Here is a 15,916-nt window from a genome sequence, read left to right as displayed (position 1 = left end):
TCGACTTTCCTCTTCAGTCAATTCTACTAAAACTGGATAATAAAGATAACGAGCTAAAGCACCTTGTTTAATTGCATCAGCTAAAGTTAATTCTGGCTGCAATACTTCACCAAAATAATCTAAAATTGCCGTAGTTCCTTCCTCATCAAAATATCTTTCTGGAGTAGCAGATAAAGCCAGTCTTAAACCAATATTTTTAGGTAAACATTTCTCCAATTTTGGCGAACCTAAATGATGAGCTTCATCCCCAATAATTAAAGTTTTTTCCGGAAAATATTTAAGCTGAGATTGGAAACCATCAGAGATAAAAGTAGAGTTAGTAGTAATAATAGAAAGAAATATTTGATGGTTGGAATGAATATTATAAAGAGTAGTAGAAAGTTGATTTTGCCAATTATTTACATTCTCAAAAGCCAGAATTGGTTTGAGAGAAAACTTTTCACATTCCCTTCCCCATTGAGTTACTAAATGACGATAAGGACAAACAATAATTAATACTTGTAAAGCAATTTTTTGATAAAGTTCAGTAGCGATCACTAAAGCGGTAATTGTTTTTCCAGTACCAGTAGCCATCTTTAAAACTCCCCTACCTTTATTAGCAAACCAATTATTAACAGCTTGTTGTTGATAAGGGCGTAATTTTAAATTAGATGGTATTTTAGGAACGCCTATATTTTCTATTAATATATTCATTTTATTTAGGGAGTAGGGAGTAGGGAGTAGTAATTTAAGAAACAGTATACCAATAAATATCCTTATACCATTTCTCAATCTTGAGAAGATGCAAAATAAACGACATGAAATCATCCAATATATATCATATATAGTGCCTCCCGTGTAAGTCTTAATAATGCTCAATTTAAGCAGGATAAAACCTTAGTAAAAATGAATATTTTTCATAAATTTACTTATAACAAATTAGATAAAATAAGAACATTAATCCCAGGAATATTCTCTAAGCGTTTATCGTTAGTTAAAAAAGTTTCACATCCATTTAAAATAGCAGTTGCACAATGAATTGCATCTGGCAATCTTAAATTAATTAAAGTTCTTAACCGAGCTGATTCTATGAGAATTTTTCGATTAATTGGTACTACTTCCAGAACTTGCGAACTTTGGATAATATTTTCATAAGTTAAACAAATTTCAGTTTGATTTTCAATTAATGGTTTAACTAAAACTTCTGCTAAAGTTAATTGGCTAGTAATAGCTTTGAGATTTCCATTATCAAAAGCTTCAAATAACTCATTTAATAAATCTTGAAATTCAGGATACCCTTCTACTGCGTAAATCAAGATATTAGTATCTAAGTAAATTTGTGTTCCTTTGATTGCTTCTAAAATTCCCATTTATCTCGCTCTTTATTAATAAAATTATCTACTTCTTCTGGAGTTGCAAAGCATCCTTTACCACTACCAATGATACTTTTTAAAGAAGTTTTTTTGTTGCTTGAAGATTTATATTGCTGGATTCTATTAGCAATATAAGCAATTAATTCTAATTGCTGCTCGATATTCATACAATCTATTTGCTTAATTACATTTTCTACAGAAATAGTATTTTCGTTCATAATATCATTTCTTATTTGTATACTCTTTGACTTGATTTTTTACTATTACTATAGCATATAAAAATCTATATTTTACAATATGTAAGCATTTAGCTATTAGCCGTCAGCTATTCCTACGGAATGCTACGCAAACAGCAATAATATCCTACTTTTAAGGAAATAATTGAAATGAATATAGACTTGAAAAACTTTTGTAGTAAAATTTATTCTGACTGGATTAATACAGCTTTGAAATATACTATAATTAATAGTTGCCCAACTTGTTCATTATAAACCATGTTCAAAATTGTCTAATATAAAACTATATGAAAACTACCATGAAATTTATCAACCCCAAAGTCGATTATGCCTTTCAAAAAATTTTTGGCTCTGAGCAAAGTCAAGACATATTAATTAGCTTTCTCAATGCTATAATTTATGAAGGTAAAAAAGTCATTAAATCTCTGACAATTCTTAACCCTTATAATCCTGGTCAATTAATCAGTTTAAAGGATACATATTTAGATATCAAAGCAGTTTTAGCAGACGACTAAATTGTAGTTATTGAAATGCAAGTCGCTAGAATGGCAGGTTTCAATAAAAGAGTAGCTTATAACTTAGCTAAAGCTTATGCAAATCAGTTAGAAACAGGAGAAGATTATCTCCTATTAAATCCAGCTATAGCTGTCACAATTACAGATTTTATTCTGTTTGAAAAGCCTAAGAATTTTATCAATAAATTTGTGTTTAAGGAAGAGAAGAAAAATTTTGAATGTCTCGACAAACAATTGCAATTAATTTTTGTAGAATTGCCTAAATTTAAGAAAGTTTTATCAGACTTAAACAGTTTGACTGATAAATGGATATATTTTCTGAAAGAGGCTAACAGATTTGATAGTATTCCTGAAAATTTAGGGGAAGTTTCTGAAATAGAAAAAGCTTTATATATTGCTAATATAATTAATCTAAGTAGAAAAGAATTAGATATAGTTGAGCGTCGAGCAATAGCAATGCAAGATGAAAGAGGGCGAATAATTTATGCCGAAGAACAAGGAGAAAAAAAAGGACGTTTAAAACAAGCGATCACTCTAGTTATGGGTTTATTAAAAAAGCGTTTTGGCAAAATTCCAGCCACAATAAGTAATCAAATTGAAAACTTAGTTTTAGATGATTTGGAAAGTTTAACGGAGGATATTTTAGATTTTAATAGTTTGGAAAATTTACAAATTTGGTTGGATAAACGTTAGTAAGCATTTCGCTATTAGCAGTCAGCTATCAGCTTCTTATTATTAATAGCTGAAGGCTGAATGCTGAGGATTAATTATCAATTATCAATTATTCTTTCCTGTTCCCTATTCCCTCCATACCTATTTTCTTCTTTTATTATGACTAAAACCGGACTTTTTATTGGATTAATTACTTTAGATTTAACTTATATGACAACCAATTATCCTGAGAAAAATCAAAAAGTTGTTGCTAATAATTATACTATTACTGCTGGAGGTCCTGCTACAAATGCAGCCGTAACATTTAGCTACTTTAATAATCAAACAACTCTTCTCTGTGGATTAGGAAATCATCCCATAACTAATCTAATTAAAGCAGATTTAGAAAAGCATAATGTGACAATCCAAGACTTAGATAAAAATCGTTCCGAACCACCACCAGTTTCATCAATTATTACTACTCAAGATACAGGCGATCGCGCGGTTATTTCTATTAATGCTACGAAGTCTCAAATTTCAAAAGAACTTATTTTTCCAGAAATTATTGATAATATTGATATTGTTTTAATTGACGGTCATCAAATAGCAGCAAGTCTGGAAATTGCTCAATTTGCTAAGTCAAAAAATATTCCTATTGTCATAGATGGAGGTAGTTGGAAACCAGGATTTGAGGAAATTTTACCTTTTGTTGATTATGCTATTTGTTCAGCTAATTTTTATCCTCCTAACTGTGAAAGTCAAGAGTCAGTTTTTGCCTATTTAGAAAGTCTAAATATTCCCAATATTGCCATTACTCAAGGGGAAAAACCTATCAAATATTTGAGTCAAGGTAAGTTTGGAAATGTGGAAGTTCCGAAAATTAATGCTGTTGATACTTTAGGTGCTGGTGATATTTTTCATGGAGCATTTTGTCACTATATTTTTGATAGAAAATTTACAAAAGCTTTAGCAAATGCTGCTAATATTGCTGCTCATTCTTGTCAATATTTCGGAACTAGACAATGGGTAAACAGTACTATTTGCATTTTTTAAAATTGGTGTTATACTTAAACCTAAATATCAATAAAATTAATAATTTTTAATATGAAACGATTTGAATGGATTGACACTTTAAAAGGAATTGGAATTTGTACCGTAGTTGCTGGTCATATTTACGGCGGAGCAATTAAAGAAATAATTTTTATATTTCATATGCCACTTTTTTTCTGTATTGGTGGATTTCTTTACTCATCAAAATACAATAACCGAGAGTATCTGAAAAAGAAATTAATTCACTTAATTGTTCCTTATATTTCTTTTGTAATTCTACTATATCCAATACAACTAATTACAGCCCTTCCCCAAAAAGATAATTTTTCTTTTGTTGATATTCTTAAGTTAATTATTAATCCTATTGTAGGGGGATATCATTTATGGGGACTAACTTCTGCTTTTTGGTTTGTTACTTGTTTTTTTATTACTCAACAACTGGCAAATTTAATAATAAAAAAAGCTAATCCCAATCATCTAAAATTCTACATAATTTTTCTAATAGCTTTAAGCTACTTAAATTCTTTAGTGTTCCCGAAATTTTGGTTACCTCAGAATGCTCATATTGCCTTAGCTGCTATTCCTTTATTTTTACTTGGGTTTCTATTTAGAAAATACTATAGAGAACGAAACTATTATTTGATTTCTATTCCATCAGTTATTATTTCTTGGTGGCTAATTTTTTTCTATTCTAGGCAATTCCCCAATCAATTTTTCTCTGTAGATTATGATATGAAAGGAGCTAATTATGGAATACCAATAATTAGTTTATTGTTGGCACTGGGAATGATTATATTTTGTATTGATGTTTCTAAGTTGTTAGTTGAAAGAGTTCCTTTGGTAGCTAAAATTTTTACTGCATTAGGAAAAGCATCAATGATTATTTTATTCCTGCACATAGTATTCCGCGATTTTTTAAGGTTCTTAAATTTAGGAGTCTTTTCTTCTAATTTTATAGTATTCATTCTTGGAACAACGTTATCTTTTATTAGTTATATAATTATTATTCGTTTTTCCTTAACTAGAGCAATATTATTGGGAAGTGAAAAGGATTTTGATGAATTTTTTATAACTAATCATAAGCAAAAACTCTAATGCTAACTGCTTAATATTTGGGTGGATATAATATTTTTCAATAATTGATAATTGGTAATTACCTTTCCCTAAAAGGAAGAGGATTGAATAAAAGGAAAAAAGTAAATTTTTTCTCCTTTAAAGGGGGAGACTTCAAGGCATTAATTATTTAATTATTTAATTATTTAATTATTTAATTATTTAATTATTTAATTATTTAATTATTCGGTAAAAATACTTTTTTTATATCCCCTATTTCTTGTTCTCCATTTATTATAGTGATAAATTTTAATTTTCTTAAAAACTAAAATGCGCTTTAATACTTACCTTGGATTTTTTAATCTCCCTTCACCATCAATTTCTAACATTGTATTCGGAAAATCTTTCTTTGTTAACTCCCGAATTAACTTAATACTCCGACCTAATTTTTTATCATCATAAGGAATACCTTTACTATTCAAATGAACAGGCAAAATTTTCCCAGAAACAAAATCTCCTTTATAATTAATATCTAACTCTAAAACCAAAGAATATCCCAAATTTCCTTGAGTAGATAATGTACGATAACCCATAAAATTTCCTAAAGAATAAGCAATTAACTTTCCTTGATAAACCTCCATCGCTCTAGGTACATGAGGACCGTGACCTAATACTAAATCAGCACCTTCATCAATTAATTCATGGGCAAATAAAACCTTATTTCCACGATTTTCACCGAAAAAATATTCAGTTTTATTCCTAACTCTTAAAGCACCACTTCCCTCAGCACCAGCATGAACAGAAATAACAATAATATCTGCATTTTTATCCGCTTCCTGCACAAGTTTTTTAGCAGAATCTAAATCAAGCATAGAATTATGATAATCATAATTACTAAAAGCAATAAACCCTATATTAACTCCTTTAACTTGCCGATAAATAATCTCTCCTTTTTTACCAACTGCCTGCATTTCTACACTTTCAATATTAGTAATTGTATCCTCAAAACCTTGTTTGAAAAAATCAAAAGAATGATTATTCGCCACACTTAAAACATTAAAACCAGCATCTTTTAATAAATCTCTATAATCTGGTGGAGTTCTAAAAGCAAATACCTTACCACTTCCCATGCTTTTACGACTATTAGGATAACTTGTTAAGGTACTTTCAAAATTACCAAATACAATATCCGCATCTTGCAAAAGAGGTTTTACCGATGCAAATAATTCTTGTTTTCTTGGATGTAATTTATTCTGAGGATAATTAGTACCTGGAATAATATCACCAACAGCTTTAATAGTAATTAAATTATCAGAATTTACTGGAGATTTAATTGATGATAGAATAACCTCAGAAACTTCTGATAAATTAACTTTATTTACGGTTCCCGAAAAATCAGTTGGTTTAATTTGGGAATTTTGTATAGTTTTGGGAGTAGGTATAGTTGCTGTAACTGACTGACTAACTTCCGCTACTGAAGTATTTGGCTGACTTATTTTTGGTAGTTGAGAAGTATTTGAAAAAATATTGTTTAACTTCCTAGGTTGAGAATTAACAACCAAAGCGTAAATAGGAACTAATACTATAGTAATTGCAGTTCCTAATAACCCAATAAATTTGTATTGTTTATATGAAAATCGTCGATAAATCTGCTCTGGAGAAAATAATTTTTTTGTTGTGGCGAATTTACTTTTTTTTCTAGCAGATTTATTCAGAGAAATAACAGAACCATCTACTTCCTTTTTTGATTTTTTCTGAATTATTTCTGGATTAGATAAAGTTGCTTTTTTAGATAAGTCATTTACAATCATTGTAGAAGATTCTTGGGAATAATTTGTATTTTCTTTTTCCCTCGAAATTTCTCCTACTTCCTCTGAATGATAAGTTGTTTGTTGAGATAATTCAATTACTTCTGTCCACTCAGGAATTTTATCACCTAATCTTCGCCCATAAATATCAACAAAATCAATTGATGGTACTTTTAATTCCTTCATTCCCCGATGAATAACCTTAATACAAATTTCTCGATCTGGCAGTTCAGCAGCTTCCAGTAAAATATGCAGATTATTATTTTGAATCTTAGTCTTAGCTTTAATTCCTATACTATTTAATGCTTGATTAATTAAAAAATTAATGGCTGTGGGGTCGCCTTGTTTTGCTCGTGTTAATATTTCTTTCTGACTCATTATTTTTTCCTCACAGGAAATATTGGTTAAATTTGATAATTTGTAAGCATTTAGCCATCAGCTAAAAGAGGAATTACAGGGCAAGTTCATCTAAAATATTATTGACAAATAAATATTTTTATAACCTACCTTGCAGTCAAAGATTTTCAAGGAATTAGAAATATCAGAGAATTTTCATATTATCAGTTTTCTTACTTAACAATCAGAATGTATTTTTGTTACTAAATTAACCTAAAAACCTTTCAGGGGAACAGGATAATAAAAGATACCATTTGTCAATGATTGTTAAGATGAGTTTACCCTCAGAGAAATTAGTCTTCAAAGAGAATTAAAAGTCCGATAGGAAAAAGATGATCAGCTAAATTTAGCAAGTTATTACTTTTATGTATTTTTTGGCGCATAATAATCCAGGGAAAGCTTTTTTGTTTGCGCAGCATTCCGCAGGAAATGCTGACAATAATATTACTTAATTTATGGGATAAAAATTATGGAAACTAAATTGTTGATAACTGGGGGTGCTGGGTTTATTGGCTCTAATTTTACCCATTATTGGTGTAAGACCTACCCTAACCACCGAGTAGTTGTACTAGACGCTCTAACTTATGCTGGTAACCAGAAAACTTTAGCCGATTTAGAAGACAGGCAAAATTTTCGTTTTGTCCAAGGAGATATTTGCGATCGCTCTCTAGTAGATAGCATCCTTCAGGAAGAGGATATAGATACAGTAGCCCACTTTGCCGCCGAATCTCATGTAGATAGATCAATATTAGGACCAGGAGCTTTTCTTCAAACCAATGTTGTAGGTACTTTTACCCTATTAGAAGCATTCAGAAATCATTATCGGACTCTTGCCCAAAATCCAGACCGTAAGTGTATATTTCTCCATGTATCAACCGATGAAGTTTATGGTAGCTTAAATTCTGAAGAGCCTGCCTTTACAGAAACGACACCTTATGCTCCCAATAGTCCTTATTCTGCATCAAAAGCAGGAAGTGACCATTTTGCCAGAGCTTACTATCATACTTATGGTGTGCCGACAGTCATTACAAATTGTTCTAATAATTACGGACCTTATCATTTTCCTGAGAAATTAATACCTTTAATGTGCATCAATATGTTATTAGGAAAACAATTACCAGTTTATGGAGATGGGCAGAATATTCGAGACTGGTTATATGTAATAGATCATTGTCGGGCATTAGATACAGTAATTCATAAAGGTAAACCAGGAGAGACTTATAATGTTGGTGGAAATAATGAAGTAAAAAATATTGATTTAGTGAGAATGTTGTGTCAAATTATGGATGAATTAGCAAATGATTTACCAGTAAAACCTTGTGAAAAATTAATTACTTTTGTCAAGGATAGACCAGGACACGATAGACGTTACGCTATTGATGCGACAAAAATTAAAACTGAATTAGGTTGGGAACCTTCAGTAACTGTTGAAGAAGGTTTACGTCGAACAGTAGAATGGTTTTTGTATAATCGAAATTGGTGGGAACCATTATTATCTGAAGAGTATCAAGCTTACTATAAAAAAGTTTATGCGAGTGTTTAAGAATAAGGGAACAGGGAACAGGGAACAGGGAACAGTAGAAGTGCAGAGTTTCTTATAATATACCTGAGACCCAGAAACCCCGTTTCTAAAAGACCCAGAAACCCCGTTTCTCAGAGACCCAGAAACCCCGTTTCTAAAAGAAACCGGGTTTCTAAAGAAAGAGAGACAAACTCGCTATTTTTTTTGCCATTGCCAGGTGCTTTTTCAGCGATAAGTTATCAGTTATCAGTAAAATTACTGCTTCCCAAGGCCTTCTTAAAAATTACTCTTTTTGAAAGAGGAAAAGGAAAAAAATGAAAAAAACTGCTTTGATTACCACAGTATTAATAACTTCAATTTTCACAATCTATCCTAGAATTGTTTTATCTGAAAATGCTTCTACTTATGAACCTGGATATTGGCAACCAAAAGCTCAAGCAGCAAATCCCAAAAAGCCAATTATACTTAACATTTTAAATCAAAGCGGAAAAACTCTTACTTATAACTTAGTTCCTGAAGTAGAAAAATTTTTACCAGCAGGAGAAAATACAAAAGTTAGAGTTGATTTATCAAGCATAACTAATGGTTATGGAACAGTAAATATATATGGTGAAACTCCACTTTCCTATGAATATAGTGCATATAATAACGTAGTTACTGTGAGAGTTAAATCAAGCCCAGGAACAATCAACCATAAATCAATTTATATTTCTTCCACTGGTCAAATATACTCTTTTTAATTCTCACTTGAGGGAACAAGGAACAGGGAACAGGGAATAGAAAAGAAGAAAAACAACTGTGCAAATTATTATGCTTAATAGTGAGTAATTTCAACCATTGTTCCTATCGACGAAGCGGAAACAATCTTCGTGTGACTCTGAGATTGCTTCCTTCCACGGTGCTACCAAAAAATTAGGTATAAAGCCTCCCCTTGTTCGGGGATGAAAAAATACTTAACACGGTTCCCGATAAATCAGTATTTCAAGCCCCCCGACTAAAACCGGAGGTTAAGTGATAACTGATAACTGATAACTGAAATGAACCCTCGCAATGACTTAGATATATTCATTAGTTTTATTTCTTTAAATTATCAACTGGAGAGTACAAAGTTATCCTAAAAAATTATTTGCTTTCCAGGGTGAAAATATTGCTGAAAGTCTCTTTCAGCACTTACAATTATCAATAGAAAGTTTCTAAATTTTAGATAGCTGAAAGCTTTAGCTAGCAATAGTTATTCTTAGAACTTTGCACTGTCTAGTTATCAATTATTAATTATTAATTATTAATTATTAATTATTAATTATCCATTTGGAGGCCAAGTCGTCACTACAAAAACTATTACAGTAGCGATCGCCAAAATTCCCTGAATTATATTTCCCACAATAGTACCAACCACAATACCTATTCCAGCCTTCAAAGACACCTTAAACCTCCGAGCAAATTTCAAATCTTTTCTATATAACAATTCTCCTACAATTGCTCCTAAAAAAGGTCCGATTAACATCCCTACTAAAGGTCCGCCAAAAGGTAAGGCTGGCAAGAGACCAAAAAATCCCAACAAAAAACCTACTAAACAACCTATTTGTCCCCATTGACTAGCACCTGACTGTTTTGCTCCCCAATAAGTAGCTAGAAAGTCTATTAAAATACTCAAAAACAAAACTATAATAGCTACTCCCAAAGCAAAACCCATGCCACTAAAACCATGAATAAAACCCCAGATTAGAATTGCTGTTAAAATTAAACTAGAACCGGGTAAACCTGGAATTACAGCACCAGCTACACCGACCAACATAATTATTAAAAGAACCAAATAAATAATTACCATATTAAAATTCAAAAAGAATTAGAATATACCAATTCTATCCAATAATTTTATGAAACTGTTTGTATAGGCAAAGAACAGAAATTAATTTAGCTGGGAAATTTAATCAGCCAGATATAGTTATTAAACTAATTGCGGAAATCTGATTTATTGAAATTATTAATTATTAAAGTATTTGTTAATTTATCTGCTATTCCTGCAATCCAATTTTCATCTTGTTTCGTGTAACTCCGAGGAGCATTTGCCCCCAAAATCATCACACCATTATTACCCAGAGGTTGACAAATTACACCTTGAGTATTTTCTGGCAAATAATTAAACTCAATCCTACCTGGATAAACTTTTAAATCTACTAAATAAATAGGTTTTTGTTTCTCCAAAACTCGCTTTAAAATAGCTCCTGGTTGTACTTGTGATTCTGATGGTAAAATTCCTCTTCTTAATAAAACTTTCCCTTCGTACCAGATAATAATAGTTTTAGTAATTGTATTAGTTAATAGCAAACTAGAAGCCCAAGCAAGTTCAGTTTTAACTATCTCCGATAATTCTGGCAATAATTCAAATCTTGATTCACCAATTAATTTCACACTATCAGGAGAGCTTGGTTGTATTTGTTGCCAAAGTAAACCAGTCAAAATTAAAAAAGCACTTAAAATTACTCCCACTACATCAGAACGAGCTTGAGAAGCTAAAAGATTAGGGGTAAAAAATCTATTAATCATTAGTAAAGTTCCACCTAATCCTCCTGCTATTATCGGGAGCATTCGTAAAACTTGATTTTGGTCTGATTGAGTCATTTTTACAGTTATCAGTTATGGTAGGGGTTTGGCCTCCAAACCCTCTGACGGCGACTTAACCCTCAGGGGAGTGGGTCTAGCTAGCTTAACCTGAAAGCTCCCTATCTTACCTATCAGACCCGCCCCTACAGAAATAGGTAAATTTGCCCTTTTTCAGTTATGGTAGGGGTTTGGTCTCCAAACCCTCTGAAGCTGACTTAATCCTCAGGGGGGCCGATCTAGTCAGTGATCATTTTTTACAGTTATTAGTTATGGTAGGGGTTTGGTCTCCAAACCCTATGACGCTGACTTAATCCTCAGGGAGGCCGGTCTAACTAGCTTAACCTCAAAGCTCGTTAGCTTACTGACAAGACCCGCCCCTACGGAACTAGGGAAATCTGCCCTTTTTCAGTTATCAATTATTAGTACCTCTTCTAAATTATTAATTATCCATTTTATATAAACTAGAAACTATAAATTATAAATTATTAATTATCCATTATCCATTATCCATTAAATTCATCAGGTTCAGTAATACGTTGGAATAAATAACCAGTACCTCGCGCCGTTAAAATCAATTCTGGATTACTAGGATCTTCCTCCAACTTAGCCCTAAGTCGAGAAATATGAACATCCACAACTCGGGTATCCACATGACGCTCTGGAGTATAACCCCATACTTCCTGCAAAATTTCCGAACGAGAAAAAGGCTCTCCAGAACGACTTACCAATAACTCCAACAAACTAAACTCCATACCAGTTAGTCTAATTCTTTCATCACCTTTGTAAACCTGACGTTTATTAGTATCAATTCTAATAGCATTAACTTGAATAACACCAGAACTAGGAATACCATTAGCTCCATCTTTACCAACTCGACGTAATACAGACCTAATCCTTGCTTCTAATTCTTTTGGAGAAAAAGGTTTAACCACATAATCATCAGCACCTAACTCCAAACCTGTAATTCTATCAGCAACATCCCCCAAAGCAGTTAACATAATTATGGGAATATCAGACTCTTTTCGTAATTCTTGACAAACACCATAACCATCTAGTTTAGGCATCATCACATCCAATACCACCAAATCTGGGTCTGTATCGTGAAAAGTTACTAAAGCTTCTTCCCCATCAGCAGCCGTAACCACATCATAGCCAATCATTGACAATCGAGTTTCTAAAATACGACGGATACTTGCCTCATCATCAACAACTAATATTTTTTCTTTATGATTTTCCAATTTTCCCTAATCTCCTTAACTAAGCTGTATATTTATATTAATTTTTTTAACTCTATCATCAAACAAGACCACATAAATTACCATTATTAACTACAAGTTTAGTTAAACTTTAGGATTTTTTATAGTCATAGCAAAGGTTAGAACATTTCTAAATTCTGTTTGCAGAGCATTTCTCTATACGAAAAACCCTTTAAAAGCTGATTTATCAAGTAAATATTAAAGCGCTAGATTACTTGTTATACTTAGGGTGCAGAAGTTTTAGCAAGTAAATATCTAATTGATAAAAGCGAGATTATATAAGACTTCTGGCGAAGTTTACAAATCAGTTCTAATAGTATCCTATTTCCTATTTCCTATTTCCTATTTCCTATTTCCTATTCCCTAGCGCGTAGCGCTATACTGCTAAATATTAACTTATTTTAAGAAATGCCAAAACAGAAAATAAAGTATGTTTGTAAAGAATGTGGGTATGATTCCCCTCAATTTCTGGGCAAATGTCCTGGGTGCAATACTTGGAATTCTCTAACGGAGGAAATAGAACAATCAACTGTAAGTACTTTACAAAGACTGGGATTGACTGATATTGGTATTGGTTCTGAAGCATCAGAGGGAGATGATATTTCTGGTCAACCAAGGGCATCTTTTTTATTATCTCAGGTGGCTGACCAAACATTATCTAGAATGTCTTCTGGGTTTGAAGAGTTAGACAGGGTGCTTGGTGGCGGTATTGTTCCTGGTTCTTTGGTTTTGATTGGTGGAGAACCTGGTATTGGCAAGTCTACTCTTTTGTTACAAGTGGCTAATCAATTATCTGCTAGATGTCGGGTTTTGTATGTCTCGGCGGAAGAGTCTGGACAACAGGTAAAGTTACGTTCGCAACGTTTAATTGTTAACTTCAACGAAGAAGAAAAAGCAGGTAAAGATGATGTTTCAAATGTTGACATAAATGAGAATTTATCTGAACATGAAAATCGAGAAAATCATGGTAATTCTAAATCTATAAAAGACTCTATTAGAGATTTTCAAGATTTATCTGGAAATGGAAATAAAGAAAATAATAACAATTCTGAATCTACAAAAGATTCTGTTACAAATTCTGAGGAAAATTTATTTTTATTACCAGAAACAGACTTAGAAGTAATTTTGAGAGAGTTAGAATCTCTTAAACCTTATTTAGCAGTAATTGACAGTATTCAAACTATTTATTTTGCTTCCTTAACTTCCGCTCCAGGTTCGGTTGCTCAAGTTCGCGAATGTACTTCCGCTTTAATGCAGGTAGCAAAACGAGAAAATATTACATTATTAATAGTCGGTCATGTAACTAAAGATGGTGCTTTAGCAGGTCCCCGTGTTTTAGAACATTTAGTAGATACAGTATTATATTTTGAAGGCGATCGCTTTGCCTCTCACCGTTTGTTGCGCTCTATGAAAAATCGCTTTGGTGCTACTCACGAAATTGGAGTATTTGAAATGGTGGCTAATGGTTTAAAAGAAATATTAAATCCATCAGAATTATTTCTCGGTAGTAGAGATGAATATTCTTCAGGAACTTCCACAGTTGTTTCGATGGAGGGAACTCGCCCCATAGTTGTAGAAATTCAAGCTTTAGTCAGTCCCGCAAGTCATGGTTCCCCTCGACGCTCTACTACTGGAATAGATGGTAGTAGATTACAACAAATTTTAGCAGTATTGGAAAAACGAGTAGGCATTCCTTTATCAAAGTTAGATACTTATGTGGCAACTGTGGGAGGTTTGAATGTAGAAGAACCTGCCGCCGACTTGGGAATAGCTATTGCTGTGGTGGCTAGTTTTCGCGATCGCGTAGTTGACCCCCGAACAGTTTTGTTAGGAGAGGTAGGTTTAGGAGGGCAAGTTCGACCGGTATCTCAGTTAGAGTTGAGATTAAGAGAAGCTGCTAAGTTGGGTTTTAAAAAGGCGATTATTCCCAAAGGTCAACAACCGCCAGATTTAGGAATGCGTATTTTGCCTATTGCTAAGGTAATAGATGCTATTATTGCGTCTATTCCAGCGCAACCTCCAACTATGGGGAGTTGAACTGGGGAGTACGGGATGTGTCGGAGGCGTGGGAGGTTTGGGGAGTCAGAATCTTGTTTAACCAAAATATCAGGACTTACGCAACTGCAACATATTTTCGTCCGATACGACGGTCACCGAAGCAATCTCAAACCCATGTTTTTCCTACCTCATGGCTTTAGTCCTAATAATAACTTTTTGCAGCTCTAGACATTATTACAGTAGATTCCAGGTAAAGTACAGATATTCAGAATTAAATTCTCTAGTGGGTAAAAAATCACTCTGAAAATTCTCCTGGCTACTTCTTCTCTGATTCCCATTCCTCCTGGATTGCTGGATTGCTGGATTCTGGCTCCGGGGTGGGTTTATTTAGCTTATTTTCTAGCATCATAATCTTCTGGAGAAACCCACCCCTACTGATTGATTTTACGGTTCCCGATAAATCAGCAAACCCTAATTATTAATTGATTCAATACCTTGCTGCAAAACTAACAAAACTTTCTGTATCTGACCATCAAGCAAAGCTTTGACATCTAACCACAAACCTGAAAAATTTTGACTCTTAAGATAACCTCTTTCATCAGGCTGTTGCTGAATATATTCCCCTTGATCAAAAATATACCAACGAAATTCTTTCTCCTGAACCACCCAAACCAAATACTCCTTCACCCCATTACGAAGATATACCTGTAATTTATCGTGGAGGTCATAAGCAGCACTACTAGCAGCAATTTCCACAATTAACTCTGGAGGACCTTCAACATAGTCATCCTCAGTAATGCGTGACTGCCCTCCCACAGACTCCTCTAATCTTAATAAAGCATCTGGTTGAACTTCATTTTTCCAATCTAAACGAACAGTAGTATTATCCAAAACCATAACATTTGGATTAGAGGCTTCATAAACCATTAACCAACCCATAATTAAACTATGGGGTCTTCCATGCTGTCTAGCTCTCACAGGCGATACCATGAATACTACTCCTTCTACTAATTCTGCTTTCTTGACGTGAGGCAATTGGTTATACCTAAATTCAAATTCTGGGCGACTTAGGCGATCGCCATTTTCCAAAATAGGTTTTAATTCTGGAAAAATAGGCTTTGCTTGGCTCATAATAGAACTTTCCTATCAATTTTTAATTTTGTAGATTTAGAATTTTTAACTTTTCTGACATAGTTCATTGTCTACCTGTTGATTAATTCTCAACATAATCAGGAAATTCTAAACGCGAACCAGGAATAACTTTCAATGATTGAAAAACCTCTAAACTTCTTATGCTTGGAATCCACTGTAATAGTTGAAGTTTCGTTTTAGTATAGCATTACTTTTAGGAACTGGTTTACTTCTTACTTCTTACTTCTTACTTCTTACTTCTTACTTCTTACTTCTTACTTCTTACTTCTTACTTCTTACTTCTTACTTCTTACTTCTTACTTCTTACTTCTTACTTCTTACTT

13 protein-coding genes and 1 pseudogene are annotated in these 15,916 nt (G+C 32.8%); 6 read left to right on the top strand and 8 right to left on the bottom strand.

Features of this window, described 5'->3' with window-relative positions; genetic code table 11:
- The 3 genes from VKJ25_RS11185 to VKJ25_RS11175 form a co-directional block, all read right to left on the bottom strand.
- Positions 1-693, bottom strand: a 693-nt coding sequence (locus tag VKJ25_RS11185) for a DEAD/DEAH box helicase family protein (RefSeq protein ID WP_324236714.1), incomplete at its 3' end; no start/stop codon positions are given.
- Between the two features lie 215 nt (positions 694-908).
- Complete coding sequence (locus VKJ25_RS11180) at positions 909-1,349, bottom strand: type II toxin-antitoxin system VapC family toxin (protein ID WP_324236713.1); 441 nt, start codon at positions 1,347-1,349, stop codon at positions 909-911.
- On the bottom strand, positions 1,337-1,570 hold the full coding sequence (locus VKJ25_RS11175; RefSeq protein WP_324236712.1) for a hypothetical protein: 234 nt from the start codon (positions 1,568-1,570) through the stop codon (positions 1,337-1,339). The genes VKJ25_RS11180 and VKJ25_RS11175 overlap by 13 nt, the downstream gene beginning before the upstream one ends.
- Before the next feature lie 305 nt (positions 1,571-1,875).
- Here VKJ25_RS11175 and VKJ25_RS11170 point away from each other — a divergent pair.
- From VKJ25_RS11170 to VKJ25_RS11160, 3 genes and pseudogenes are all read left to right on the top strand, one after another.
- A pseudogene (locus tag VKJ25_RS11170) lies at positions 1,876-2,796 on the top strand (Rpn family recombination-promoting nuclease/putative transposase).
- Positions 2,797-2,934: 138 nt separating this feature from the next.
- The gene (locus tag VKJ25_RS11165) at positions 2,935-3,807 is read left to right on the top strand and encodes a sugar kinase (RefSeq protein WP_324236711.1); all 873 of its coding nucleotides are present in this window, start codon (positions 2,935-2,937) and stop codon (positions 3,805-3,807) included.
- A gap of 51 nt (positions 3,808-3,858) precedes the next feature.
- On the top strand, positions 3,859-4,899 hold the full coding sequence (locus VKJ25_RS11160; protein WP_324236710.1) for an acyltransferase family protein: 1,041 nt from the start codon (positions 3,859-3,861) through the stop codon (positions 4,897-4,899).
- A gap of 302 nt (positions 4,900-5,201) precedes the next feature.
- Here VKJ25_RS11160 and VKJ25_RS11155 read toward each other — a convergent pair whose 3' ends face one another.
- Positions 5,202-7,043, bottom strand: a complete 1,842-nt coding sequence (locus tag VKJ25_RS11155; protein ID WP_324236709.1) for a CapA family protein — start codon at positions 7,041-7,043, stop codon at positions 5,202-5,204.
- A gap of 487 nt (positions 7,044-7,530) precedes the next feature.
- Here VKJ25_RS11155 and rfbB point away from each other — a divergent pair, with 487 nt between their 5' ends.
- Together rfbB and VKJ25_RS11145 are read left to right on the top strand one after the other, a co-directional pair.
- Positions 7,531-8,604: a dTDP-glucose 4,6-dehydratase gene (rfbB, locus tag VKJ25_RS11150; RefSeq protein ID WP_324236708.1), complete on the top strand. Its 1,074-nt coding sequence runs from the start codon at positions 7,531-7,533 to the stop codon at positions 8,602-8,604.
- Positions 8,605-8,897: 293 nt separating this feature from the next.
- Positions 8,898-9,323 carry a hypothetical protein gene (locus VKJ25_RS11145; RefSeq protein ID WP_324236707.1) on the top strand — a complete coding sequence of 142 codons (426 nt, stop codon included), beginning with the start codon at positions 8,898-8,900 and terminating at the stop codon, positions 9,321-9,323.
- A 560-nt stretch (positions 9,324-9,883) separates the two neighbouring features.
- Here VKJ25_RS11145 and VKJ25_RS11140 read toward each other — a convergent pair.
- The 3 genes from VKJ25_RS11140 to rpaB form a co-directional block, all read right to left on the bottom strand.
- On the bottom strand, positions 9,884-10,411 hold the full coding sequence (locus tag VKJ25_RS11140) for a DUF456 domain-containing protein (protein WP_324236706.1): 528 nt from the start codon (positions 10,409-10,411) through the stop codon (positions 9,884-9,886).
- Between the two features lie 125 nt (positions 10,412-10,536).
- Positions 10,537-11,205 carry a cofactor assembly of complex C subunit B gene (locus VKJ25_RS11135; RefSeq protein ID WP_324236705.1) on the bottom strand — a complete coding sequence of 223 codons (669 nt, stop codon included), beginning with the start codon at positions 11,203-11,205 and terminating at the stop codon, positions 10,537-10,539.
- A 485-nt stretch (positions 11,206-11,690) separates the two neighbouring features.
- Positions 11,691-12,425: a response regulator transcription factor RpaB gene (rpaB, locus tag VKJ25_RS11130; protein ID WP_324236704.1), complete on the bottom strand. Its 735-nt coding sequence runs from the start codon at positions 12,423-12,425 to the stop codon at positions 11,691-11,693.
- A 426-nt stretch (positions 12,426-12,851) separates the two neighbouring features.
- Between rpaB and radA the strand changes: the two genes are divergently transcribed.
- Positions 12,852-14,480, top strand: coding sequence for a DNA repair protein RadA (radA, locus tag VKJ25_RS11125; protein ID WP_324236703.1), 1,629 nt, complete (start codon positions 12,852-12,854; stop codon positions 14,478-14,480).
- A 432-nt stretch (positions 14,481-14,912) separates the two neighbouring features.
- On the opposite strand, the gene VKJ25_RS11120 is transcribed toward radA, so the two are convergent.
- On the bottom strand, positions 14,913-15,572 hold the full coding sequence (locus tag VKJ25_RS11120) for a Uma2 family endonuclease (protein ID WP_324236702.1): 660 nt from the start codon (positions 15,570-15,572) through the stop codon (positions 14,913-14,915).
- Positions 15,573-15,916 lie beyond the last annotated feature (344 nt).

Origin of the sequence: Okeania sp., assembly GCF_035285525.1 — a bacterium.
Lineage (GTDB): Bacteria > Cyanobacteriota > Cyanobacteriia > Cyanobacteriales > Microcoleaceae > Trichodesmium.
The sequence above is the reverse complement of the archived record's forward strand: the minus strand, read 5'-3'. Positions and strand labels throughout refer to the sequence as shown.

Excerpts from the sequence above, each read along its gene's own strand:
- VKJ25_RS11145 (WP_324236707.1), top strand. The coding sequence starts at position 8,898 with ATGAAAAAAACTGCTTTGATTACCACAGTATTAATAACTTCAATTTTC.
- VKJ25_RS11180 (WP_324236713.1), bottom strand. The coding sequence starts at position 1,349 with ATGGGAATTTTAGAAGCAATCAAAGGAACACAAATTTACTTAGATACT.
- VKJ25_RS11120 (WP_324236702.1), bottom strand. The coding sequence starts at position 15,572 with ATGAGCCAAGCAAAGCCTATTTTTCCAGAATTAAAACCTATTTTGGAA.
- VKJ25_RS11165 (WP_324236711.1), top strand. The coding sequence starts at position 2,935 with ATGACTAAAACCGGACTTTTTATTGGATTAATTACTTTAGATTTAACT.
- VKJ25_RS11140 (WP_324236706.1), bottom strand. The coding sequence starts at position 10,411 with ATGGTAATTATTTATTTGGTTCTTTTAATAATTATGTTGGTCGGTGTA.
- rfbB (WP_324236708.1), top strand. The coding sequence starts at position 7,531 with ATGGAAACTAAATTGTTGATAACTGGGGGTGCTGGGTTTATTGGCTCT.
- VKJ25_RS11135 (WP_324236705.1), bottom strand. The coding sequence starts at position 11,205 with ATGACTCAATCAGACCAAAATCAAGTTTTACGAATGCTCCCGATAATA.
- VKJ25_RS11175 (WP_324236712.1), bottom strand. The coding sequence starts at position 1,570 with ATGAACGAAAATACTATTTCTGTAGAAAATGTAATTAAGCAAATAGAT.
- VKJ25_RS11155 (WP_324236709.1), bottom strand. The coding sequence starts at position 7,043 with ATGAGTCAGAAAGAAATATTAACACGAGCAAAACAAGGCGACCCCACA.
- VKJ25_RS11160 (WP_324236710.1), top strand. The coding sequence starts at position 3,859 with ATGAAACGATTTGAATGGATTGACACTTTAAAAGGAATTGGAATTTGT.
- radA (WP_324236703.1), top strand. The coding sequence starts at position 12,852 with ATGCCAAAACAGAAAATAAAGTATGTTTGTAAAGAATGTGGGTATGAT.